At 69.5% G+C, this 23,107-nt stretch carries 18 protein-coding genes and 1 riboswitch; of the genes, 11 read left to right on the top strand and 7 right to left on the bottom strand.

The annotated features are described in order from the left end of the window. Positions 1 to 96: 96 nt before the first annotated feature. The gene (locus tag ACIBVN_RS32310) at positions 97 to 873 is read right to left on the bottom strand and encodes a glycoside hydrolase family 25 protein (protein ID WP_397142855.1); all 777 of its coding nucleotides are present in this window, start codon (positions 871 to 873) and stop codon (positions 97 to 99) included. Between the two features lie 12 nt (positions 874 to 885). After that, a riboswitch (cyclic di-AMP (ydaO/yuaA leader) is annotated at positions 886 to 1,028 on the bottom strand. A gap of 391 nt (positions 1,029 to 1,419) precedes the next feature. Here ACIBVN_RS32310 and ACIBVN_RS32305 point away from each other — a divergent pair. The 3 genes from ACIBVN_RS32305 (at position 1,420) to ACIBVN_RS32295 (ending at position 6,328) form a co-directional block, all read left to right on the top strand. Further along, positions 1,420 to 4,143 carry an AAA family ATPase gene (locus tag ACIBVN_RS32305; RefSeq protein ID WP_397142853.1) on the top strand — a complete coding sequence of 908 codons (2,724 nt, stop codon included), beginning with the start codon at positions 1,420 to 1,422 and terminating at the stop codon, positions 4,141 to 4,143. Between the two features lie 182 nt (positions 4,144 to 4,325). Further along, entirely contained in the window at positions 4,326 to 5,855 is a 1,530-nt protein-coding gene (locus ACIBVN_RS32300) for an MFS transporter (RefSeq protein ID WP_397142851.1), read from the top strand. A 68-nt stretch (positions 5,856 to 5,923) separates the two neighbouring features. Next, positions 5,924 to 6,328 carry a GNAT family N-acetyltransferase gene (locus tag ACIBVN_RS32295; RefSeq protein ID WP_397142849.1) on the top strand — a complete coding sequence of 135 codons (405 nt, stop codon included), beginning with the start codon at positions 5,924 to 5,926 and terminating at the stop codon, positions 6,326 to 6,328. 22 nt (positions 6,329 to 6,350) lie between these two features. Here the strand turns inward: ACIBVN_RS32295 and ACIBVN_RS32290 are convergent, their stop codons facing one another. Next, complete coding sequence (locus ACIBVN_RS32290; RefSeq protein WP_397142847.1) at positions 6,351 to 7,292, bottom strand: NlpC/P60 family protein; 942 nt, start codon at positions 7,290 to 7,292, stop codon at positions 6,351 to 6,353. Positions 7,293 to 7,631: 339 nt separating this feature from the next. After that, a complete protein-coding gene (locus tag ACIBVN_RS32285) occupies positions 7,632 to 9,062 on the bottom strand; it encodes an MFS transporter (protein WP_397142845.1) in 1,431 nt (476 codons plus the stop codon). 252 nt (positions 9,063 to 9,314) lie between these two features. Between ACIBVN_RS32285 and ACIBVN_RS32280 the strand changes: the two genes are divergently transcribed. The 7 genes from ACIBVN_RS32280 to ACIBVN_RS32250 all read left to right on the top strand — a co-directional run bounded on the left by ACIBVN_RS32280 (position 9,315) and on the right by ACIBVN_RS32250 (position 16,080). Beyond that, positions 9,315 to 9,734, top strand: a complete 420-nt coding sequence (locus ACIBVN_RS32280; protein ID WP_397142843.1) for a DUF6153 family protein — start codon at positions 9,315 to 9,317, stop codon at positions 9,732 to 9,734. Positions 9,735 to 9,809: 75 nt separating this feature from the next. Continuing rightward, the gene (locus ACIBVN_RS32275; protein ID WP_397142841.1) at positions 9,810 to 10,436 is read left to right on the top strand and encodes a DUF305 domain-containing protein; all 627 of its coding nucleotides are present in this window, start codon (positions 9,810 to 9,812) and stop codon (positions 10,434 to 10,436) included. A 373-nt stretch (positions 10,437 to 10,809) separates the two neighbouring features. After that, complete coding sequence (locus tag ACIBVN_RS32270) at positions 10,810 to 12,207, top strand: MFS transporter (protein ID WP_397142839.1); 1,398 nt, start codon at positions 10,810 to 10,812, stop codon at positions 12,205 to 12,207. Between the two features lie 18 nt (positions 12,208 to 12,225). Continuing rightward, positions 12,226 to 12,366, top strand: coding sequence for a hypothetical protein (locus ACIBVN_RS32265; RefSeq protein WP_397142837.1), 141 nt, complete (start codon positions 12,226 to 12,228; stop codon positions 12,364 to 12,366). Next, complete coding sequence (locus ACIBVN_RS32260) at positions 12,363 to 12,839, top strand: (2Fe-2S)-binding protein (protein ID WP_397142835.1); 477 nt, start codon at positions 12,363 to 12,365, stop codon at positions 12,837 to 12,839. The genes ACIBVN_RS32265 and ACIBVN_RS32260 overlap by 4 nt, the downstream gene beginning before the upstream one ends. Next, complete coding sequence (locus tag ACIBVN_RS32255; RefSeq protein WP_397142833.1) at positions 12,836 to 13,798, top strand: FAD binding domain-containing protein; 963 nt, start codon at positions 12,836 to 12,838, stop codon at positions 13,796 to 13,798. The genes ACIBVN_RS32260 and ACIBVN_RS32255 overlap by 4 nt, the downstream gene beginning before the upstream one ends. After that, on the top strand, positions 13,795 to 16,080 hold the full coding sequence (locus ACIBVN_RS32250; RefSeq protein WP_397142831.1) for a xanthine dehydrogenase family protein molybdopterin-binding subunit: 2,286 nt from the start codon (positions 13,795 to 13,797) through the stop codon (positions 16,078 to 16,080). The genes ACIBVN_RS32255 and ACIBVN_RS32250 overlap by 4 nt, the downstream gene beginning before the upstream one ends. A 159-nt stretch (positions 16,081 to 16,239) precedes the next feature. Here ACIBVN_RS32250 and ACIBVN_RS32245 read toward each other — a convergent pair whose 3' ends face one another. After that, complete coding sequence (locus ACIBVN_RS32245) at positions 16,240 to 16,683, bottom strand: DUF4396 domain-containing protein (RefSeq protein ID WP_397142829.1); 444 nt, start codon at positions 16,681 to 16,683, stop codon at positions 16,240 to 16,242. Positions 16,684 to 16,978: 295 nt separating this feature from the next. Continuing rightward, the gene (locus tag ACIBVN_RS32240) at positions 16,979 to 19,375 is read right to left on the bottom strand and encodes a heavy metal translocating P-type ATPase (protein WP_397142827.1); all 2,397 of its coding nucleotides are present in this window, start codon (positions 19,373 to 19,375) and stop codon (positions 16,979 to 16,981) included. A gap of 406 nt (positions 19,376 to 19,781) precedes the next feature. Between ACIBVN_RS32240 and ACIBVN_RS32235 the strand changes: the two genes are divergently transcribed. Next, positions 19,782 to 20,387 carry a MarC family protein gene (locus ACIBVN_RS32235; RefSeq protein ID WP_397142825.1) on the top strand — a complete coding sequence of 202 codons (606 nt, stop codon included), beginning with the start codon at positions 19,782 to 19,784 and terminating at the stop codon, positions 20,385 to 20,387. Between the two features lie 82 nt (positions 20,388 to 20,469). Here the strand turns inward: ACIBVN_RS32235 and ACIBVN_RS32230 are convergent, their stop codons facing one another. Next, the gene (locus ACIBVN_RS32230) at positions 20,470 to 21,780 is read right to left on the bottom strand and encodes an MDR family MFS transporter (RefSeq protein WP_397142823.1); all 1,311 of its coding nucleotides are present in this window, start codon (positions 21,778 to 21,780) and stop codon (positions 20,470 to 20,472) included. Further along, complete coding sequence (locus tag ACIBVN_RS32225; protein ID WP_397142821.1) at positions 21,777 to 22,892, bottom strand: PLP-dependent cysteine synthase family protein; 1,116 nt, start codon at positions 22,890 to 22,892, stop codon at positions 21,777 to 21,779. Before ACIBVN_RS32225 ends, ACIBVN_RS32230 begins: the two co-directional genes overlap by 4 nt. Positions 22,893 to 23,107: the final 215 nt, after the last annotated feature.

The following is a 23,107-nucleotide window of genomic DNA, read 5'->3' as shown; positions in this document are numbered from 1 at the left end:
TCCCGCGCAGGTCCCGCTCTGGGGGAGGGGCGAATCGGTGGACGTCAGGAGCGCGCGAGCGCCTCACCGGCGTCCACCGTTCTCACCTTGCTCTGCTCAGACAGCGCGGCGGCCCAGGCCGCGCAACTGGTCGGCGGTCAGCGCGGAGACGTTCTGGTCGATGGGGGACTCGGTGTACTGGTGGATGGTCCAGGACTTCCAGTCGGCGGGCGGGGTGACCGCTCCCTTGGCCTTGCTGTAGTGGGCGACCCACAGCGGGTATTCGGCCAGGCCCTTGCCGTAGGTGTTGGCGAAGTTCCAGCCGCTGTAGAACATCGGGGTGATTCCGGTCTTGGTCTTCACGTACGACAGCCACTCCTTGGCCCAGGCGTTGACCTCGGCGACGGACTGGCCGTCGGTGGTCTCCAGGTCGAGGACCAGCAGGTCGCCGGGCTTGGCGGGCTGCGAGTTCACCGCGGACAGGAAGTGCTCGGCCTCCGCGATGGGGTCGTTGCCGGGGTGGCCGTAGTGGTAGGCCCCGCGGACGATGCCCTTCTTGCCCAGCTCGCGCCAGTGCCTGGCGAAGGAGGCATCGCGGAAGCTCGTGCCCTCCGTCGCCTTGATGATGCCGAACTGGGCCTCGCTGGCATTCCAGTCGTACAGGGGCTCGTAGTTGGAGATGTCCAGACCGTAGGTGAGAGGTCCGCTCTCAGGGTGGGATTCGCGCGTCGGGACGTGGCCGGCGTCCGATGCGAACGCCGTGGTGGCCACGCCCGCGATGGCGGTGGTTCCGGCGAGGATCGCACCGGCGACGGCGAAGCTGAGGCGCTTGGTGTGGGGATCGAGGCGATTCTTGAGGGTGTGGGCGATTGCGGCAAGCCGAGGCTCGGGCATGACGACATTGACTCCTTGCTTCCATGCCGCCTACCGGGTTAGCTGACGGGTTCGGGCCTGGAAGTGCCCTACGGGCGCAGCCTGGGCTGGCGTCCGATTCACCCCAAATGATGGGTCCCCGGCTCCGCGAGGCGCGGATTCGGCGGCCGTACACCGCCCCGGAGGGCAAGCGCACGGTCCGGTCAACCAAGCGGCAACGATGCGGCGAAAGCTCGTCACATCTATGTCGCGATGAGGCAAAAGATAGACATATGTCCATAGATAGCGCAAATAGGGCAAATTGGATTCGCGGATGCCGGCCACTGAACGGCACTGAAGCGCCGTGCCTGTAGGGGTTGTGGGACTTGGTAAAAATTTGGGGGCCGCCGACACAGATGGGGCGAAGTATTCTGGCGTTCCTATTGTGAACGTGCACCATTCCACGGGTCAGGGTGATGCGGTTGACGCCATGAGGCCCGTCTCCCCGCCGCATCGGCGAGATCGCCGGTCCTGGGGGATGATACGCCCGCGTTGTTCACAGGTGCCGGTGCTTTCTATGCTCGGCGTGTGCTGGGAAGAGACGACGAGAGCCAACTGCTCGAGTCGTTGCTGCGGCACGCCGCCGAGGGACGCGGCGGCGGGGTGATACTGCACGGCGAGCCCGGGATCGGGAAGACCGCGCTGCTGTCACACACGTTGGAGCGGGCCGCCGGGTTCCGGGTGCTTCGCGCGGTCGGTGTCGCGCCGGAGGCCGAGCTCGCGTACGCGACGCTGCATCAGCTCCTGCTCCCCGTGCTCGGGCGTGCCCACGAGCTGCCGGGACCGCAGGCGCAGGCCCTGCGCGTCCTGTTCGGGCGCGCGTACGGCGCGCCACCCGATCCGTTCCTGGTGGGTCTGTCGACCCTGTCGCTGCTGTCCCTGACGGCCGGCGAGAAGCCGGTGTTGTGCGTCATCGACGACGCGCACTGGGCGGATCGGCCGACGCTGAAGACCCTGGCGTTCGTCGCCCGCCGGCTGGACGACGAGCCCATCGCACTGGCGCTGGCCGCGCGCGCCGACGAAGGCCACAGCACCGACCTGCCCGACCTGCGCCGCATCCCGCTCATGGGGCTCAAGCCCGAAGCGGCCAGGGCGCTGCTGGCCGAGCGCGCAGGCGGGCGGCGGCTCAGCGAGGGCGAGCGGGACCGCCTGCTGACCGTCACCGGCGGGAATCCCCTGGCCCTGCTCGAGCTTGCCGGAAGCAGGATCCCGCCGGAGGGCACACATGAGCCGCCGGCCATGACCGATCGGCTGCAGCGGTCGTTCCTGGACAGGATCCGAGCGCGGCACGCCGGATCATTGCCGCTGCTCCAGCTGATCGCCGCCGACGGCTCGGGCAGCGTCGAGACCATCGAGAAGGCGGCCACGTCCCTGGGGCTCGCCACCGACCCGCTGCACCGGGCCGAACTCGACGAGATCCTGACGTACGACGGGACGCGGCTGGTGTTCCGGCATCCGCTGATCCGATCCGCGGTCTACCACAGCGCCACGGGCAACCGGCGCGGCGCGATCCACCGTGCCCTCGCCGCGGCCTTCGACACCCCGGCCGACCAGCACCGCCACGCCTGGCACCTCGGGCAGGCCGCCGTCGGGCCCGACGAGCACGCCGCCGACCGGCTCGAGCGCTCGGCCGAACAGGCGGCCCTGCGCGGGGGCCCCGCCGCGGCCATGGCCGCGCTGTCGCGGGCGGCCGACCTCACGATTGACGGCCCGGGTAGGGGACGGCGGCTGTGGAGCGCCGCGCACGCCGCCGCACAGGGCGGGTTCACCGCCGCGGCTGCCGAACTGCTGGACCAAGCTGAGCGCGAGACCTCCCTGGACGAGACGGACCGGATCGCCGTGGCCGTCATGCGGGCCGTCGTGGCCGAGTTCGCCGGTTCCCCGCAGGACGCGATGGACCTCATCAAGCCCTGGATCCCGCGCGCGCTGCGGATCGACCGGCGCCGCTTCACCCCGACCGTCGCGATGTACGGCAACCTCGGTGTCCGCGCCGACCGGCCGCAGGCCTGGTCCGACCTCGCCGGCTGGCTCGACGAGATCACGCCGGCGCCGGACGACCCGGAGGACGCGGTGCTGCTGCTCCTCCGGGCCGCCGGGCGGGCACGCACGGGCCGCGACCCAGGACCGGTGGTGCGCGACCGCACAGCGGTCGAGTCGCTCACTGATCCGATCATGATGACCCTGGCCGGGTCGATCGCTCGCGCGCTCGGCGACCACGAGCTGAGCAGGCGCCTGTACCGCAATGCCGGGCAGCTGGCGCGCAACAGCGGTTCACTCGGCGCGCTCGCGTGGAACCTCGAGTACCAGGCCGCTGATGAGCTCTCGCGCGGCAGGCTGGAGCTCGCCGAGGCCCACGCCGAGGAGGGCTGCCAGTTCGCCGCCGAGGTCGGCCAGCCGAACACGGCCTGCCGCAACCGAGGGCTGCTCGCGCTGTGCGCCGCCATCCGGGGGCGGCCGGACGCCGGCGAGCTGGCCGCCGACGTGCTGGCCGAGGCGAGCGACCGCGACCTGGCCGACGCCAGGTTCTACGCCAGGCGGGCGCTCGGGCTCATCGAGCTGGTCGCGGGCAGGCATCGCGAAGCGGCGCGGCACTTCGAGTCGGTCGGCGGCTGGGACGCCGACACGCCCTCCGACCTGGCCATGGCAATCGTCCCCGACCTCGTCGAAGCCCTGGTCCGTGCCGGCGAGCGGGATCGCGCCGCCGCTGCCACGGCCCGCTACGCACACTGGACGGAACGCATCGCCTCACCGGAGCTCGGTGCCCTCACGGCCCGCTGCCGGGCGCTGATCAGCACCGACGGCGGCGCCGACGTCCACTACGCCGAAGGCCTGCGGCTGCACGCCATGTCCGACGCTCCGCTGGAGCACGCCCGGACGGAACTGCTGTTCGGCGAGCAACTGCGGCGTGAGCGGCGACGTTCCGAGGCCCAGGAACACCTGCGTGCCGCGGCGGAGACCTTCCGCCGCCTCGGCGCGCTCGCCTGGGCCGACCGCGCGCTGGGTGAGCTGCGCGCCACCGGGGAGTCGGCCCGGACCCGCATGCCTGAGGCGGACACGTTGAACACGCTCACCCCGCAGGAACTGCGCATCACGCTGGCCGTCGGAGAGGGACTGACCAACCGGGAGATCGCCGCGCAACTGTTCCTCAGCCCGCGCACCGTGGACTACCACCTGCGCAAGGTCTTCCAGAAGGCCGGCATCGCCTCGCGGGCCGAGCTCATGCGGCTGGTCCTCGCCGGCCGACCGGCCTGAGACCGGCGATTTCACTGATTCGGCGGCCGCTCGGGCCTTTCTAACGTTGACGACGTCACTTCCCTCGCGGGTCATGACGATGTCGGCCGAACCCCAGCTCCGCCCTTCTCTCTGAGAGCACATCGTCAACCGCGGAGTGTGCCGGACGGCTCACTCTCAGAACTCATCAAAGGAACACGTTCATGTCATCCGCGGATGTCGACGACGGCCGGCGCGCCGGTCTCAAGCAGTGGTTGGGGCTGGTGGTGCTGGTCCTGCCCGCCATGTTGCTGTTCATGATGCTCACCATCTTGTTCCTGGCCGTTCCCCAGCTGGTGGCGGAGCTGCGGCCGACCAGCACCCAGACCTTGTGGATCATCGACATCTACGGGTTCCTGATGGCAGGGCTGCTGGTCACCATGGGCACGCTGGGAGACAGGATCGGTCATCGCCGGCTGCTGATCGCCGGCGCGGTCGGCTTCGCCGTCGTTTCGCTTGCCGCCGCGAACACCTCCGACCCTGCTCTGCTGATCCTCTGGCGGGCCGTCCTGGGCGTTGCGGCCGCCACCCAGATGCCCGCCACCCTGGGGCTGATCTTCGCCACGTTCGCCGACGCGCGGCAGCGGGGCGTGGCCGTCGGTGTGTGGTCGGGCGGCATTTCGGTGGGCACCGGCCTCGGTCCCGTGCTCGGCGGGGCGCTGCTGGAAACGTTCTCCTGGCGCGCGGCCTTCCTGGTGGCCGTGCCGGTCATGGTGGTGGTGGCGATCGGCGCTCTCCTGCTGCTGCCCGACACCCGTAACCCGGCTGCGGGCCGGCTCGACCTGTTCAGCGTGGCGCTGACGCTGGCGACGCTGCTGCCCATCGTCTACGGCGTCAAGGAGCTGGGCAAGGACGGCACGCTCGCGACGGCGCTGGTGAGCATCGTGGCCGGGCTGGGATTCGGTGTGTGGTTCGTACTGCGCCAGCTGCGGCTGCCGGAGCCGCTGCTGGACGTGCGGTTGTTCGCCCACCGTGCGGTCAGCGGCGCGCTGGGCGTCTTCCTGCTGGCGGCGATCGCGCTCGGCGGCGTGTACCTGCTGGTCACGCAGTACCTGCAGCTCGTGGAGGGACTGTCCCCGCTGCAGGCGGGACTGTGGGTGCTGCCGGGGGCGGCCCTGCTGGTGCTGGTCTCCACGGTCTCCCCTGTCCTGGTACGGCGGGTCCGCCCGGGATATCTCATCGCGGGCGGGCTGGCCGTCCAGTTGATCGGCTACTTGATGCTCACCCAGGTCGGCGCGGTCGGAGGGCTGCCGCTGCTGGTCGCGGGCTTCATGGTGCTCTATCCGGCCGTCGCGCCGTCCATGGCGCTGACCACCAACCTCGTCGTGGGCTCGGTGCCGCCGCAGAAGGCGGGCGCGGCCTCCGGGCTCGCCACCACCTGCAGCGACCTGGGCATCTCGCTCGGCATCGCCATCATCGGCAGCGTCGGCGCCGCCGTCTACCGCACCCGGATCAGCGGCGAGCTGCCTGGCGGCCTGCCACCAGAGGCTGTCGCGGCCAGCCGCGACAGCCTCGACGGCGCGGTCTCGGCGGCACAGGGGCTCCCCGGCGAGCTTGCCGCGGCGGTGCTCGCCCCCGCTCGTGAGGCTTTCGCCGGCGGGCTCAACGTGGCGGCTGTCATCGCGGCGGTCATCGCTGGAGGCGCGGCGGTTCTGGCGCTGCTCCAGCTGCGCCACATCCCGCCCACCGGCTGAGAAGGGGATTCACCATGGTGTCGATCCGTCGCGCGACGGCTGATGACGCAGCGATCGTTCATGGCTTGATGCGTGAGCTCGCTGGGCACCAGAGTCAGGGCTCCGCGATCGCCGTGAGCATCGATCGCTTGGGGGAGCTGCTCACGCGCCCTGAGATCTGCTATTTGATCGCGGAGCGGGATGGCCGGGCGATCGGTTACGTGTCCTGGCTCGAGAGGGTCAGCCTGTGGTCGGGCAGCGACTATCTCGCGCTGGACGACCTCTACGTATGCGCCGGGGAGCGCGGCGACGGGGTGGGGGAGCGGTTGATGCGGGCGGTCTCCGAGGTCTCGGACGGCAAGGTGATCCGCTGGGAGGTCGCCGAGACCAATGTGGCGGCACAGCGGTTCTACCAGCGCATCGGGGCCGGCCTGGTCTCCAAGAAGATCTGCCGATGGCAGGTGGTGGAGTCCCGCGCCGTCGGGGAGTCATGATGGGGCCGCGGGCAGGCCAGTGCTAGGGGCGGACTGCGCCGAGCAGGCGGGTGCGCCAGTAGTCGTCGAGGTCGACGACCTTGATGACGTCTCCGGTCTGGGGCGCGTGGACCATCTTGCCGTTGCCGGCGTACATGCCCATGTGTCCCAGCCCCTTGCTGAAGAGCAGGTCCCCGGGCTCCAACGCGTTCAGTGGGACGCGGCGGTCGGATCCCCAGCCCCATTGGGTCCAGGTCGTGCGGGGCAGCGCGACTCCCGCCGCGCGCCAGGCGGCCTGGGTGAGGCCGGAGCAGTCGTAGGAGCCTGGGCCGGTGCCGCCGTACCGGTAGGGCTTGCCCACCTGGGCGAAGGCGAACTGGAGCGCGGCGCGGGCGTTGCCGGAGGCCGGGCCGGTGTAGGGGATGCCGACGCTGTTGGGGTCGCCGGTCGTGAAGCCGCCCAGTCTCCGCAGGAGCTTGGTCTGCTCGGCGATCAGCTTCTGGATCTTGGCCTTCTCGTCACGAACTTTCCCGCGTGCGGTCTCGGCCTCTTCGAGCACGGTCTTGGCTTCGCTCCGCCGGTCGCGTAGTTCCTTGGTGGCGGCCTCGTAGGCGCGGATCTTGGCCACTCTGGCCTGCGCCAGAGCCTGGACGGAGGCCATGGTGCTCAGGATGGTCTGGGGGTCGGCCTGGCCGGTGAACTGTTCCCATCCGCGGTGGGGGCCGAGTTGGTAGTCGCTGACGGCCAGCCGGGCGAGCTCCTCGCGCAGCGCGTTGGCGCGGGCGTCCTTGCGGCCTAGCTCGGCGTTGAGGGCGTCGTACTTCTTCTTGGCGTTCTTGAACGCCTCGGTGGCCTGGTTGTACTGCTCGACCACCTGGTCGGCCTGCTCGTTCAGCTTCACCAGCTTGGCCCTGGCCTTGGCGGGCGAGGGATCGGCGACGGCGGCACCGGGGTAGGTGGCCAATGCGACCAGGGTCAGCGCCATGGCCATTACTGTCTGCCCAAGCCTTGCCGGCACGGCCACTACGACGCCTCCTCGTAAATCTCCAACCTGGGGCGAAATAGTACAGAAGTGAAGAGAGTGGCTAGCCTGTTAGCGGCAATTTGCGCCAGTCGGCGGGACTTACTATCCGGGATAGCCGTGCCGCCCGGCTCCCGTGTTTCGGGAGCCGGGCGCGGTCACGTCAGCGATCTCATCCAGGTCCAGGTCTATCAGGGCCGGGTGGTCGTCCAGGTGGTCGGTGCGGCTCTCTGGCGGTTGCCAGGCGTCCGGTGAGCGTGTGTACGGACATGGGGGCTCTCCTTTCATGCGGCGGCCGTTGGGTCAGCTCCGCGTGGCGGCGGTTTCGTCGGCGGACTCGGTGTGTACGGTCCCGCGCGTGCGCAGGGTTGCCGCGGCGAGCAGGGCGCCGACGAGGGCGATACCGGCGGCTCCGATGAAGGCGGCGGAGAAGCCGCTGGTGAGCGCGGGCAGGTTGCCCAGCTGGCCGGAGCCGTTGGCGGCGGCGACGGCGGTCATCGCGGCCAGCCCGAGGGCCGAGCCGACCTGGTAGCTGGTGTTGACGATGCCGGAGGCGAGGCCGCCCTCCTCGGGGCGCGCTGAGGAGATGGCGGTGCCGAGGGAGGGAATGAAGGCCAGCGACATGCCGAGTGCGGCGACGAGGCTGGCGGGCAGCACGTCGACGGCGAAGCTGCCCTGCGGGCTGATCAGCGACAGCCAGGCCATCCCCACGGCGAGCAGGGCCAGGCCGGTGACAGTGGTCGCCTTGGGGCCGAACCGGCCGATGGTCCGGGGAGCCAGGACGATCATGCCGAGCATGATGAGCACGGTCATCGGCAGCAGCGCGGCGCCGCTGGGGAAGGCGCTGTAGCCGAGGACCTGCTGCAGGTAGAGGTTGAGGAAGAACCACATCGGGATCCAGGCCCCGCCGAGCAGCAGCTGGGTCAGGTTGGCGGCGGCCAGGTTCGGGGTGCGGAAGATCGACAGCCGCATGAGCGGCTCCCGGCGGCGGGCCTGGATGGTGACGAACGCGCCCAGCAGCACTACGGCGCCGGCCAGCACGAGCCACGTCTGCGCCGAGCCCCAGCCGACCTCGGGAGCGCGGACGATGGCGTAGACCGCGGCGCCCAGACCGGCGGTGACGGTCAGCGCGCCGATGACGTCGATGGTGCCGCGTCGAGGCGGGGCGGCGGGCATCAGGGGACCGGTGGCGAGCAGCGCGACCAGTGCGATCGGGATGTTGATGTAGAAGACCCAGGGCCAGCTCAGGTACTCGGTGATGACGCCGCCGAGGAACACGCCGGCGGTGCCGCCCGCCGGAGCGGCCGCGCCGTACAGGGCGAGGGCCTTGGTGAGCTCCTTGGGGTCGTGGCCGAACAGCATCATCAGCAGTGTGAGCGCGGACGGGGCGATCAGGGCCGCGCCGACGCCCTGCACGGCGCGGCCGGTCAACTCGACCCACACCTCGGGGGCGACGCCGGCGACCAGTGAGCCGGCGAGCAGGACGAGCCAGCCGGTGCCGAACAGTCTCCGGGCGCCGAACAGGTCCGACAGGCGACCGCCGAGCAGCAGGAGGCCGCCGAAGGCGACGACGTAGGCGTTGAAGACCCAGGACAGGCTCTCCTGGGAGAAACCAAGGTCCTCCTGCATGCGGGGGAGGGCCACGCCGATGATCGACGTGTCCATGATGACGATGAACTGCGCCGTGGCGATCAGGGCCAGGGCCGCCCAGCGCCGTGGTGATGGTGCGGACATTGGACACTCTCCAGACTGTTGTTCATATACCCATAGGGGGTATAGGAGAAGAGATATATACCTCCTGGGGGTATGTGTCAAGGATGCTTTCGATGGCGGATCCTGACCTCTGGTGGAGTGCCGGATGGTGGCATGCCGCTCTGTGCGGTCCGGCGCAGGGCTGACCGTTCCGCTACATGTCTTTCGCTACTATTGGGCGTAGTCGTGCGGGTGGCTGTGCGGCGCTGGCGTTATGTTGTGAGGAGGGGGCGCATGGACGGGCTGGTCCAGCGGCTGCCCTTTCCCTGCCTGCGGTGGCTGTTGCCGGTGATGCTGGTCCTGGGGGTCTGGGGCATGCACACGCTCGGGCACCTCAGCTCCCATCACGGCGAGACCGCCGCCTTCGGCTCGTACGCGCTCATGTTCATGGACCAAAGCGCACATGGCGGCGCGGAGCCCGCCGGGGCGGCTTCGGCTGCGAACGCGCCCAGCATGCCCTGGCTTGACCCGAGTGCTGTGTGCCTGGCCGTGCTGACCTCGATTCTCGCCCTGCTGATCGCGGCGACGTGGGCCGCGGGACGCCGGTGGCCGGGTGGGTCACCTGGGAGGGCGCCATGGGTCGGTGGGGTGGCCAGGCCGCCGCCACGCCGCCTGGCGCCCACCCTGGCTGGGCTCTCGGTGATGCGTACATAGGCCGAACCGTCCGCGGACGACCTCCCGGTTGTCCGAGATGTCGGCTCATGTACGTCATTCACCAGAGAGACAACCATGTTCACGAATATCAGGAAATTCTCCGCCGTCGTGGTTACGTCGGGCGCTGTGCTGGCTCTGCTGAGCGCGTGCGGTGGCACGGACAGCGCATCCATGGGCGGGCATGACATGTCCACCACGTCCAGCGCCGTCACAACGGCGAGTGCCCAGCCGAGCGCGACGTTCAACGACGCGGACGTGATGTTCGCGCAGATGATGATCCCCCACCATCAGCAGGCGGTCGAGATGGCCGATCTGGCTGACACGCGGGCGTCGGACAAGGAGATCAAGGACCTCGCGGCGAAGATCAAGGCGGCTCAGGACCCCGAGATCCAGACCATGCAGGGCTGGCTCACGGCCTGGGGCAAGCCGATGCCGTCCGGTGACATGGACCACGGGATGGGACATGACATGCCCGGGATGATGTCCGAGGAGGACATGAAGAAGCTGGCGGACGCCAAGGGCACCGCGTTCGACAGGCAGTTCGCCCAGCTCATGATCGCGCACCACGAGGGGGCGATCGAGATGGCGCATACCGAGCAGTCCAAGGGCTCCAATCCGGAGGCCAAGGAACTGGCCAAGACCATCGAGGCCGCCCAGCAGGCCGAGGTGGAGCAGATGAGGAAGATCCTCAAGCGGCTCTAGGCGTCACTGTCGGCTGCCCGGCCACCGGGCAGCCGACCGGGTCCGTCGATGCGACTCTACGAGGGTCCGTTGCGGCAGGTCGACATCGCCGCCGCGCCGGCTGACGATGCAGAACGCCGCCGCGCATCCGTGTGGCCACTCCGCCACAGAGCTGGCGCAAATCCGCCTGGGGACGGCCGTCGCGCGGCGCATGGAGCGTGCTGGTCGAGGGCGGTCGGCATCTCACGGAGCGTCTCAGGTAGAGCGGGCTCGGCAGGGCGGCGGGTCGGGGCTAGGCGTCCACAGTAGCTCTAATTCGTACATTCATGTTCAAGTTCTTGGGGATCTGCGGCTACAGTAACTCGTACAAGCATGTTCGAGTTAGGAGATTCTCGTGACTGACGCCGGCATCCACGCGCCGCCGAACCCGCGGCGATGGACCGCTCTCGTGCTGCTCTGCGTTGCCCAGTTCATGCTGATCCTGGACGTCACGGTGATCAACGTGGCGCTGCCGAGCATCGGCTCCGGCCTCGACCTCGACCGCACCTGGCTGACCTGGGCCGTCACCGCCTACACGCTGTGCTTCGGCGGGCTCATGCTGCTGGGTGGCCGCCTCGGCGACGCCTTCGGCTCCCGTCGGATGCTGCTGACCGGGCTGACGCTGTTCACCGTCGCCTCGCTGGTCACGGGCATGGCCACCAGCGGCCCCGTACTGATCGGGGGGCGGCTTGCCCAAGGCGTGGGCGCGGCGCTGCTGTCTCCGTCCGCGCTGGCCACCATCACCCGCACCTTCCACGGCGCCGAACGGAACAAGGCGCTCGGCGCGTGGGCCGCGCTCGGCGGGGCCGGATTCGCGGCGGGCGCGCTGCTCGGCGGGCTGCTGACCGCATGGCCCGGCTGGCGCTGGGTGTTCTTCATCAACGTCCCGGTCGGGCTGGCCGTGCTGCTGCTGTTGCCCCGCATGGTGGCGGCGGACCGTCCGGCGCGGCGGCGGCGCGTTGACCTGCCCGGCGCCGTGCTGGCCACCGGATCGACCGCGGCCCTCATCTACGGCCTGGTCAACGCGGGCGATGCCGGATGGGGATCGCCCTCGACCCTGCTGGCGTTCGGGGGCGCCCTGACGGGATACGTCCTGTTCGCGGTGGTCGAGCGGGCCACCGCCGAGCCGTTGATGGACGTGCGCATCCTGGCCCGTCGCCCGGTCGCCACCGGTGCGTTCCTGATGCTGGCCGGCACGGCGCTGCTGCTGGCCATGGTCTTCCTCGGCTCGCTCTACCTGCAGCGGGTGCAGGGCATGTCCGCTCTGGTCACCGGAGTGCTGTTCGTGCCGGTGGCGCTCATGAGCGGGGCGGGTGGGCACCTGGCCGGGCATGTCATCCACAGGCATGGCGCGCGGGGAGCCGCCGCCGGCGGACTGCTGCTGGCGGCCGTGGGCACGACCGTCCTCGCCCTGGTGGACGGCACGGCCTGGGTCGTCACGGGCCTGGCGATCGGTGCGGGCGGGATCGTCCTGACGTTCGTGGCCGCCACCACCACGGCGCTCGGGTACGTCTCCCACCACGAGGCCGGGCTCGCCTCCGGAGTGGTCAACACCTTCCATGAGGTCGGCGGATCGGTCGGCGTCGCGGTCGTGTCCACCATCGCCGCGCGCGGCATCGAGACGGGCACGGCCGGCGGTTTCTCCACGGCGTACGGGGTGGCGGCGGCCACGGCGCTCATCGCCGTCCTCATCGCGATCGTGCTCGTCCCGAAGGGCAAGGCGCAGATGCCCGAGGGCGTCCATCTCCACTGAGCCGCCCAGGAGTGTCCTGTGAAAGTCATCACCATCGAAGAGCACTTCGCCACCGCCGTCCTCCACGACGTCGGCCATCCCTGCACGCCCAACGCGCCGGCCCGAGCCGGACGCCTGCTCGGACTCGGAGGGGTCTGGTGCCTGGCAATACGTACATGAAGGCACGGTTGTCGGTGAACGGCCACCGTCACGAGCTGGAGCTCGACACCCGTGTCAGCCTGCTCGACTGTCTACGTGAGCACCTCGGCCTGACCGGCACCAAGAAGGGCTGCGACCAGGGCGCCTGCGGTGCCTGCACGGTGTTGTTGGACGGTGAGCGGGTCAACTCCTGCCTCGTGCTCGCCGTGCAGTGCGAGGACGCGGAGATCACGACCATCGAGGGGCTCGCCGAGGCGGGTCGGGCGATGCAGGAGGCGTTCGTGCGTCACGACGCCTTGCAGTGCGGTTACTGCACGCCGGGCCAGATCTGCTCCGCCGTGGCCATGCTCGCCGAGTACGAGGCCGGAGTGCCGAGTGCCGTGGGCGCGCCGGGGCTTACGGACGCCGAGATCAGGGAGCGGTTGGCCGGGAACCTGTGCCGGTGCGGCGCGTACAACGGGATCCTCGCGGCCGTGAGAGAGGTCAGCCGGTGAAGCCCTTCTCATACGTCACCGTCACCGACATGTCGTCGGCCATCGGCGTGGCCACCGCTGAGTCCAAGTACCTGGCGGGCGGCACCAACCTCGTCGACCTGATGCGTGCGGGTATCGAGACGCCCGACCGGCTGGTGGACATCAGCCGGCTGCCGCTGGCCGAGATCGAGGACCTGCCAGGTGGCGGGCTGCGGATCGGCGCTCTGGCCCGCAACACGCGGGTGGCGAGCGACGGCCGGGTCCGCGATCGCTACCCGGTGCTGGCCCAGGCCATCCTGAACGGCGCCTCGCCGCAACTGCGCAACCGGGCCACGGTGGGTGGCAACCTGCTGCAGCGCACTCGCTGCGGCTACTTCTACGACCAGCATTCTGCCTGCAACAAACGCGAGCCGGGCGCCGGATGCGACGCCCTGGACGGGTTCAACCGCATGCACGCCATCCTCGGCGCCAGCGAGGGCTGCATCGCCGTTCACCCGTCGGACATGTGCGTGGCCCTGGCCGCCCTCGACGCCGTGGTCAACATCGCCGGTCGTGACCCCGTACCGCTGGTGGACTTCCACCGCCTCCCCGGAGACACTCCGCACGTTGAGACGGTGCTGCGGCCCGGCGAGCTGATCATGTCGATCGACCTGCCGCCCGCCCTCCCCGGCCACTCGGCCTATCTCAAGGTCCGCGACCGGGCCAGCTATGCCTTCGCTCTGGTCAGCGTGGCCGTGCTGGTCCGCATGGAGGCTGGGCTGGCGGCCTCCGTTCGCTTGGCGCTGGGCGGGGTGGCGCACAAGCCGTGGCGCGCGTACGAGGCTGAACGGCTGCTGACCGGCACGTCACTCGACGACGATCTCCTCCGCCAGGCGGCCGAGCAGGCCCTCGCGGACGCCCGCCCGCTCCGCCACAACGCGTTCAAGCCCGAACTGGTCAGGCGCCTGATCCATCGAGCGCTGAAAGGAGCCCGTTCATGAGCCTCGCAGCGCGCGGCTTCACTTTTGCCGGCAAGGTGATGGGCAAACTGGCCAGACTCCTCCCCGACGGAAGGCCCGACCCGCTAGCTCACCACCGCGCCGAACTCGGTCGCCCCGCCGACAGACTTGACGGCCACGCCAAGGCCACTGGCGCCGTCCAGTACGTGGCGGACCACCGACCGCCTGGCCTCGCCTACGCCGTCGTGGTGGGCAGCACCGTCGCCAGAGCCCGCATCACCACCATCCACATCCCTCCGGCGCCCGGCGTGCTGCTGGTGATGACCCACTACAACGCGCCCGCGATGAAGCGCACCTCCGCCTACGCCACCCTCCAGGGCCCGCTCGGCGCCGCCGCGATGAGCCTGCCCGTGCTCAACACCGACGAAATCTTCTGGTACGGCCAGCCCATAGCGGTCGTCGTGGCCGAAACCCTGGAACAGGCCAGGCATGCGGCCTCAGTGATCCACGCCGACTACCGGCAACACCCCGCCGCCCTGTCGATGGCCGACGGGAAACCGTTCACGCCCGCGCACGCCGTACTGGAAGAGCCCGCGACCAGAATCGGCGACACCCGCACCGCGCTCGCCCACGCGGCGGCCACCATCGAGGCCGAGTACACCACCCCGCTCGAATACCACAACGCGATGGAGCCGCACGCCACCCTGGCCCAGTGGGAGGGCGATCGGCTCACCGTCCATGACACTTCGCAGTACCCCTACGGGGTCAAGGAGATGCTGGCCAAGAAGTTCTCGCTGGCCGAGGAGAAGGTACGCGTCCTGGCACCCTTCATCGGCGGCGGCTTCGGCAGCAAGACCACGGCCTGGCCACACGTCTCCCTCGCCGTGGCGGCGGCCAAGCTCACCGGCCGCCCCGTCAAGCTCGTCCTCTCGCGCGCCGACATGTTCGCCATGACCGGCGGCCGGGCCCCGACCCGCAGCCGCATCTCGCTCGGCGCCGACGCCGAAGGGCGGCTCACCGCGCTCGAGCACGAGGCCCTGTCGTCGTGCAGCACCGACGAGTTCGCCGAGGCCGCCGTCATCGCCTCCCGCCATCTGTATGCCTGCCCCAACCTCCGCACCGTTCAGCAAGTGGTACGCCTGGACCGCATCCAGAACGCCTTCTTCCGCGGCCCCGGCGTGGCGCCCGGCTCCTTCGCACTGGAATCCGCCATGGACGAACTGGCCTGGAAACTCGGCCTCGACCCACTCGAACTTCGCCTCCGAAACGAGCCCGAACGCGACCCGACCAGCGGAAACCGCTTCACCAGCCGCCACCTGCGCGAGGCGTACGCCCTCGGTGCCGACGGGTTCGGCTGGTCACAGCGCACGCCCACACCCAGGGCGATGCGGGACGGGCGATGGCTGATCGGGTACGGCATGGCCGCGGCGATCAACCCCGACGCCGTACTCATCGCCGGGGTAAAGCTGCGCCTTTCAGCCGATGGGACCGTGACCATCCGCAGCAGCACCAACGAGCTGGGCGCCGGCACCTCGACCGCGCAGAGCCAGGCCACGGCCGATCGTCTCGGCCTGCCCCTCGACCGGGTGCGCTTCGAACAAGGCGACTCCGACGTGGCCAGGACCCGCATCCCCGGCGCCTCCGCCGCGACCACGACCCTTGCCTCGGCCATCTGGTCCGCTCGGGACAAACTGGTCCGTGAACTGCTCAAACTCGTCCGCGACACCGACTCGCCGCTGGCGGGACGGTCGTTCGAGGAGGTCGAGACCCGTGGCGGCGGCTTGTTCTGCTCGGGAGGGGGTGAAAGCTACGAGCGCATCCTGGCCAGAGCCGGGCTGGAGGCCATGGATGTGGAAGGCAAGTCGGCGCTGCCGTACCAGACCGTCAAGCGCGGCACCTACTCCTATGGCGCGCACTTCTGCGAGGTGCGAGTGGACGAGGACACCGGAGAGACGCGCGTCACGCGCTGGGTCGGCGCGTTCGACGGCGGCCGGACCGTCAACCCGAAACAGGCGACCAGCCAGATGCGCGGCGGCATCATCATGGGCATCGGCATGGCGCTGACCGAGGAGACCCTGCTCGACGAGCGCACGGGCCTCATCGCCAACCGCAGCCTGGCCGAGTATCACGTGCCTACTCAGCCGGACGTGCCCGACATCGACATCCGCTTCGTCGACCGGCCGGACCCGCAGACGCCGCTCGGCGCCAAGGGCATCGGCGAGCTCGGCATCGTGGGTGTCGCAGCAGCCGTCGCCAACGCCGTCCACCACGCCACCGGCAAACGCGTCCGTTCTCTCCCCATCACCCCGGACAAACTCATGTAAGGGGCGTGATCGCCGGGCGGGGATCGCAGCGTGCGCTTCGGAGATCTATGAACCGCACTGACCTCGACTGCGCTGACATCTGCGAGACCCCAGCCCGCGTTCTCTCCCGCCACACCGGACACGGCGCCAACATGACGCGGGCCACTCCGTGGGCAGTCCTCAGTGGCCGTGGTGGTACTGGTGCGTCACCGCATGTCCCTTGCCCCGTGAGATCAGCCACTTGTTCACCGGTGTCGTCAGCACGAAGGCCACCAGCAACGACCCGGCCAGCGCTCCCCAGAACAGCCAACTGGCAAGGCCCGCGTCCATGGCGCCGGGCACGAGCAGCATCACCGAGTTGTCCAGGATCTCCATGATCGCGATGGAGATGGTGTCGGCGGCCAGCGCCACCTTCAGCGCGGTGCGGAAGTCGACCCCGGCGCGCAGCACGCCACGCATGGTCAGCGCGTAGCCGAACACGAAGGCCAACGCCACTGCGAGGACCACCGTGGCGAGGTTGGACAGGCCGACGGCGGTGCCGATGACCATGCCCAGCACCTCGCCGATGGCGCACCCGGTCAGGCAGTGCAGCGTCGCCTGCGCCGCCATTCCCCACGTGGCCATGGGCGGGGCATGGTGATCGTGCCCGGCCGGTCCAGTCGCATGGTGAGCGTGCTCGTGCTCCGCTGAGAGAGCGGGCTCGGAGGACGGATGATGGTGACCACTGTGGTCCATGATGATGCTCCTTAGTCGTGAAGCCAAGATTGTACGGGTATGGGGTATTGAGGAAAAGTGGCTGGTCGATGTGCCCGGCATCCCGTCATAGGCGTCTGGCCTGACCTGTACATAAGGCACTTGACTATGGGGTGTAGTAGCGACCGGGCCGGCGCCCAGCGGTGGGTCGCAGCCACGTCGGCGCTCAGTCTCCGGCAGCGGCAGGGCGGGGCAGGCGGAGCCCTTTGAGGGCGAGTGCGTTGACCGCGACGATGAAGCTCGACCCAGACATTGACAGGGCGGCGATCTCCGGTCGCAGCACGAGGCCGAAGGCGGGTTCGAAGACGCCGGCCGCGATCGGCAGCGCGATCGTGTTGTACCCGATGGCCCAGCCCAGGTTCTGCCGCATCTTGCGCAGCGTGCCGCGGCCGATGGCCAGCGCTGTCGGGACGTCGAGCGGGTCGGAACGCATGAGCACCACGTCGGCGGTCTCGATGGCGACGTCGGTCCCGGCGCCGATCGCGATGCCCAGATCGGCTTGCGCGAGGGCCGGGGCGTCGTTGACGCCGTCGCCGACCATCGCGACCTTACGGCCGCCGCTCTGCAGTTCGGCGATTTTGGCGGCCTTGTCGCCCGGCAGCACCTCGGCGATCACCGTGTCGATGCCGAGTTGATCGGCGATCCGCCGGGCGGTGGCCTCGTTGTCACCGGTCAGCATGACGACCTCTATGTCGGCCTCGTGCAACGCGGCCACCGCAGCCGCTGAGCTGTCGCGAGGAGCGTCGGCAATAGCGATCAACCCGGCCGCACGCCCGTCCACGGCGGCGATGACCGCGGTACGCCCGCCCGCGGCCAGTTCCTCGCGCCGGGAGGCCAGCAGGCCGAGGTCGATGCCTTCGACCTGCATCAGCTTCGTGTTGCCCACCACGACCCGGCGCCCGTCCACCTGAGCCGTCGCGCCGTGACCTGGGACGTTCTCGAACCTGGTGGCCCGCAGGACGCCAGGAGCGTGCGCGTCGGCGTACCGGACCACGGCCTCGGCCAGCGGATGCTCGGACTCCCGCTCGACGGCGGCGATCAGCTTTAGCAGTTCCGCCACCTCCAGCCCGTCGGCGATCACATCGGTGACCTCGGGCTCGCCCCTGGTGAGGGTGCCGGTCTTGTCCATGACCACGGTCTGGATGTGGGCCGAGGTCTCCAGCGCCATGGCGTTCTTGAACAGCACGCCGCGCTTGGCGCCGAGGCCGGTGCCCACCATGATCGCGGTCGGGGTGGCCAGGCCGAGCGCGTCGGGACAGGTGATCACGACGACGGTGATGGCGAACAGCATGGCCGTTCCGGTGGCCGCGCCCGCCAGCAGCCAGGCCGCCAGCGTCAGCCCGCCGCCGATGAGTGCGACGAGGACCAGCCAGAACGCCGCCCGGTCAGCCAGGCGCTGACCTGGGGCCTTGGAGTTCTGGGCCTGCTGGACGAGCTTGACGATCTGGGCCAGGGCGGTGTCGGCGCCGACCTTGGTGGCCCGTACCCGCAAGGTACCGTTCTTGTTGATGGTCGCGCCGACCACCGCGGAGCCCGGGGCCTTGTGCACCGGCAGGCTCTCGCCGGTGACCATCGACTCGTCGACCTCGCTCTCGCCCTCCATGACCTCGGCGTCGACAGCGATCTTCGTGCCGGGACGGACCAGCAGCACGTCTCCGACCACGACTTCGGCCGTGGGGATCTCCACCTGCTCGCCGTCGCGGATCACCAGCGCCATGGGCGGGGCCAGGTCCAGCAGCGCGCGGATCGCGTCGTTGGCACCGCCTCTGGCCCGCATCTCGAACCAGTGCCCCAGCAGCACGAACGCCGCCAGCACGGTCGCGGCCTCGTAGAACACCTCGCCGCCGCCGGTCAGTGTGATGTACAGCGAGTAGAGCCAGCCCGCCCCGATCGCCACGGCGACCAGCACCATCATGTCCAGCGTGCGCGCCCGCAACGCCCGTACGGCGCCGTCGAAGAAGATCCACGACGAGTAGAAGATCACCGGCAGGCTGAGCAGCAGCGCCCACACGTCCTCGCGCAGCCCGAACGGCACCGGTACGTCCAGTCCCAGCACCTCGCGGCCGATCGGCGACCAGATCAGGATCGGGACCGACAGCACGGCCGCCACCAGGAACCGGTTACGCATGTCGGCCACCATGGCCGCCATCGACATGGCGCCGTGGCCCCCGTGCCCCATCATCTCGTGCGGCGCCGGACCGGCCTCGTGCCCTGTACGTTCTCCATGTTCGGCAGCGGGCTCCAGGACGGCCGAAGCGGGGCGGAGGGCGTGCTCGCCACCTGGTGGGTCGGGTTCTGTCATGGGATCGCAGACGTGCGATGGCACAGACTGGCCCGCGCAGTGATAGCCGCATTCCTGTACCCAGCGGCGAAGCTCGGCCAAGGATGTGGCCCTGGGGTCGAACAGCACGGTGGCGGTCTGCCCGACCGGGTTCACCTCGACCTCGATCACTCCAGAGCGGCGACTCAGGGCGGCACGCACGACGTTCTGCTCGGAGGCCCACTGCAGGCCGCTCACATCGAGAACCGCCGTGCTGCGATCTTTGGCATCCCCGGTCGTCATGGTCTCCTCCATACCCGCCCGGTGGCGTGCTCACAGGAAGCCTCTATCTACCATCGGTCATAGTAGTCATTGGCTTCTGAGGCGCCGTACGCCGCCCTCGAAGAGCCCGGCTCAGACTCATACGTGTGGCGCGGGGTATGGAGAGATGCGCTCCGCGACCATGGAGCGCGCCGTTCCGCCGCATCCGACGTATGTTCCTGGCGCTGCCGATGTTCGTGGCCTCCGCATCTAGATCAAGGGAATAGCGCACACCCACGTGGCAGTTTGCGCGGGCATGAACAGGCACGGGTACGGCGGTGGCGCGGCATGGCTGCGCTGGACCGTGCCCTGCGAGCCCACGGGAATCCGGTCCATCCCCGTCAGCTGAGAGTACGGGGACCCTTCGTCCTTTTCCGTGGGGCATGCCATGTCGCTGTTCGTCCAAGCCTTCGTCACGCTGCTCGTCATCTTCGACCCGCTGGCGGCCATCCCGATCTTCCTCACGCTCACGAGGAGCCAGGACCCGGTGGCGCGCCGCCGTACGGCCAGGATCTCCGTCCTGGTCGCGGCCGGCATCGTCGCCGTGTTCGCGGTGCTCGGCAACGGGTTGCTCGATGCCCTGGGCATCTCGTTGCAGGCGCTGCAGGTGGCCGGTGGGGTGCTGCTCGCGCTCATCGCACTCGATCTGCTGAAGGCGGATTGCGCACGTAACCGAGCCAACGCGGAGAGCGGCGCCGTCGCGTTCGTCCCGCTCGGCACGCCGCTGCTGGCCGGACCCGGCGCCATTGCCGCGACCATGCTTTACATGGAGAAGGCCGCCGGCGTCTTCGCGGTGCTGGAGGTGGCGTTGGCACTGGCGGCGGCACTCGTGCTGACCTGGCTGACGCTGCGCTTCTCCGCGGTGATCGGCCGCCTGCTCAAGGACAACGGGCTCAACCTGGTCACCCGAGTGATGGGTCTGCTGGCCGCCGCGATGGCGGTGCAGCTCGTTGCGGGAGCCGTCCAGCACTGGATGCGCTGGGGCGTCGCATAACCAGCGCAATCGGGTTTTCCTCCTATGCTGCGTAGGACATAAGGCCCGATGCGTTGTACGCGCCCCGACGCGGAGCTGCAGATCAGGCCGTTATGGGCGCGGGCTTTGCTGCGCGCACGGTCGGCGGCGCCAGGCGGCCGGTCCGGTGCAGGCCGTACAGAGCGGCGGCACAGACCAGGCCGAGCGTGAACAACGCGATCCATGGAAGCGCGGAGGCGCCTGCCGTGCGGGCTGCGTCCAGGGCCGCGCCGGTTAGCAGGTTGCCGAGGGTGATGCCGACACCACAGATGGTGTTGTAGAGTCCGTAGTGGGTGGCGACGAGCTGGTCACCGGAGAGCCGGACGATGGTGTCCATCTCGAACGGATAGGCGATCATTGTGCCTACCGCGAGGAGCAACGCGGAGAGCGTCGGTGGCGCCGCCGCCAGCAGCCACAGCCCCACCCCGCCGTCCGGCACAGTGACCACGGTGGGTACGAGCAGGGGCACGAACCCCACGCCCATGGTGAGCAGCCCCCACGTAAGAGCTCTTCCTGGCTCCATCCGGGCCTTGCACCAGGCGGTGACCTTGGTCTGGAAGAGGATCGTGGTCAAGCCCGAGACAGCGAACAGCACCGCCACCGCCACCGTGCCGAACTCCCCGTCTCTGCCGAGCCGTTTAACCTCCAGCGGCAGGGCGAGATAGACCTGGAACTGCATGACGTAGGAGCCGATCATGGCTACCGAGAACAGCAGGAACGGCCGGTTGGCCACGATGCCGCGCCACTGGGACAGCACCCGTTCCCGCTGGCCGGCTGCCTTGGTGGCCTGCACGTCGCCCGCGCGCCGGGCCGGCAGGGCATGGATCTGCACGATGCTCAGCAGGGCGAAGATGCCGGCCGACACCAGGCAGGTGACGCGGAAGTCGACGCCGGTCAGCACCATGCCCACCAGCGGGCCGAGAAGGATACCCGCCTGGTAGAAGACGTTGAACAGCGCGAACGCCTCGACCCGGCGCTCCCCGGCGTCCGCCGCCAGATAGGCCCTGACGGCTGGGTTGAACAGGGCTCCTGCCAGCCCGGTGGCGGCGGAGGCAGCCAGCAGGGCAGGGACGGAGTCCACGAGCCCGAGGGTGGCGAAGCCGACGATGCGGAGCATCAACCCGGCAATGATCATCGGCTTGTAGCCGAGTCGGTCGGCCAGGGTGCCACCGACCAGGAACATGCCCTGCTGGCTGAAGTTGCGTACACCGAGAACGAGCCCGACGATCCAGCCGGCCAGCGCGAGTGTTCCGGAGAGGTGGGCGGCCAGGTACGGCATCAGCATGTAGAAGCCGAGGTTGATGGTGAACTGGTTCACCATCAACAGCTGGACGCTACGCGGGTAGGAGCGCACCTGCGCGATGGTCTCCTTCACGGGGCCTCCTCCGCGTCGGATTCCTGCGCCTGGTCCGCCAGGGTGAGCGGGTCGACCACGGTGGTGCACCGGGTCCAGCGGGTGACCTCCTTCTCGTCCAGGCGGCCGATCACCTCGGGCTCGACGGGCGGAGGGGAGTCGAGCAGGCCGTGGGCGGCGCAGTAGTCGTCGTCGTAGACCGTGCCCAGGTAACGCTGGGGGCCGTCGGGGAAGATCGCTGCGATCTTCGTGTCCGCGGGCAGGGTGCGGGCCAGCCATCCGGCCACCAGGGCGACCGCACCCACGCTCCACCCACCGGTGGCGTAGTGGGACGCGGCGAGCTGTCGGCAGGTCCACACTGCCTCGGCCGGTGCGACCCAGTGGACCTCGCTGAAGTTGTCGTAGGCGACGTTGCGCGGGTAGATGCTCGATCCCAGGCCGCGCATCAGCCGGGTACGGGCGGGCTGTCCGAAGATGGTCGAGCCGACGGTGTCGACGCCGACGAGCTTCATCTCCGGATAGAGGTGCTGCAGAACACGGGAAACGCCGGCGGAGTGCCCACCGGTGCCCACGCTGCACACCAGTATGTCGATGCGGTCCAGTTCGGAGGCCAGCTCCAGCGCCAGCGGGGTGTAGGCGGTGGTGTTGTCCGGGTTGTTGTACTGATCCGGGCACCACGAGCCCGGGTGCTGCTTCATGAGCTGGGCCACCCGTTCACGGCGGGCCTGCTGCCAGCCGCCGGTGGGGTGGGGTTCGGAGACGACGTTGACCTGGGCTCCGTACGCGGTCAGCAGCCGGGTCATGGACCGCTCGAGCCCCGGGTCGGTGACCAGGGTGACCGGGTGCCCGAAGACCATGCCGGCCAGGGCGAGGCCGAGGCCCAGGGTGCCGCTGGTGGATTCGATGATCCTGCCGCCGGGGCGGAGATCCCCGCGGGCACGGGCCTGCTCGACCATGTGCAGCCCGGGGCGGTCCTTGATCCCGCCGGGGTTGAAGCCCTCTAGCTTCGCCCAGAAACCGCGATCAGCTGGGGCCAAGGGCTCGGAAATCCGGAGAACCGGGGTGTTGCCGACGAGCCCGGAAAGGGCGGAGCGGCTGGCAGGTGTGATGTCAGTGGTGGTTTGCGGGTGCATCTTTCCGCTCTATTCAGTGGTGGCGTGACGGGATGCTCATCTCGCGTGCGGTGCCGCCTGGACGAGGCATGCGCCTGGGCCTTGGTGGCAGCACGCGGCAGCCGCTGTCGAGGGGCTGCGAAAGCCCCGGTCTAGAGCCGCCACTGACAGACGACGGAGAGTCTGGTTCGGCCGTAACGCCGTATCCGGCATCTGGTGCCGTTGGGACGCACGGC

This window comes from Nonomuraea sp. NPDC049400, from assembly GCF_044466425.1.
Lineage (GTDB): Bacteria > Actinomycetota > Actinomycetes > Streptosporangiales > Streptosporangiaceae > Nonomuraea.
This window is presented reverse-complemented; position numbering and strand designations above follow the sequence as displayed.

Excerpts from the sequence above, each read along its gene's own strand:
- ACIBVN_RS32310 (WP_397142855.1), bottom strand. The coding sequence starts at position 873 with ATGCCCGAGCCTCGGCTTGCCGCAATCGCCCACACCCTCAAGAATCGC.
- ACIBVN_RS32300 (WP_397142851.1), top strand. The coding sequence starts at position 4,326 with ATGTCATCCGCGGATGTCGACGACGGCCGGCGCGCCGGTCTCAAGCAG.
- ACIBVN_RS32295 (WP_397142849.1), top strand. The coding sequence starts at position 5,924 with ATGCGTGAGCTCGCTGGGCACCAGAGTCAGGGCTCCGCGATCGCCGTG.
- ACIBVN_RS32290 (WP_397142847.1), bottom strand. The coding sequence starts at position 7,292 with ATGGCGCTGACCCTGGTCGCATTGGCCACCTACCCCGGTGCCGCCGTC.
- ACIBVN_RS32285 (WP_397142845.1), bottom strand. The coding sequence starts at position 9,062 with ATGTCCGCACCATCACCACGGCGCTGGGCGGCCCTGGCCCTGATCGCC.
- ACIBVN_RS32280 (WP_397142843.1), top strand. The coding sequence starts at position 9,315 with ATGGACGGGCTGGTCCAGCGGCTGCCCTTTCCCTGCCTGCGGTGGCTG.
- ACIBVN_RS32275 (WP_397142841.1), top strand. The coding sequence starts at position 9,810 with ATGTTCACGAATATCAGGAAATTCTCCGCCGTCGTGGTTACGTCGGGC.
- ACIBVN_RS32260 (WP_397142835.1), top strand. The coding sequence starts at position 12,363 with ATGAAGGCACGGTTGTCGGTGAACGGCCACCGTCACGAGCTGGAGCTC.
- ACIBVN_RS32250 (WP_397142831.1), top strand. The coding sequence starts at position 13,795 with ATGAGCCTCGCAGCGCGCGGCTTCACTTTTGCCGGCAAGGTGATGGGC.
- ACIBVN_RS32245 (WP_397142829.1), bottom strand. The coding sequence starts at position 16,683 with ATGGCCACGTGGGGAATGGCGGCGCAGGCGACGCTGCACTGCCTGACC.
- ACIBVN_RS32240 (WP_397142827.1), bottom strand. The coding sequence starts at position 19,375 with ATGACGACCGGGGATGCCAAAGATCGCAGCACGGCGGTTCTCGATGTG.
- ACIBVN_RS32235 (WP_397142825.1), top strand. The coding sequence starts at position 19,782 with ATGTCGCTGTTCGTCCAAGCCTTCGTCACGCTGCTCGTCATCTTCGAC.
- ACIBVN_RS32225 (WP_397142821.1), bottom strand. The coding sequence starts at position 22,892 with ATGCACCCGCAAACCACCACTGACATCACACCTGCCAGCCGCTCCGCC.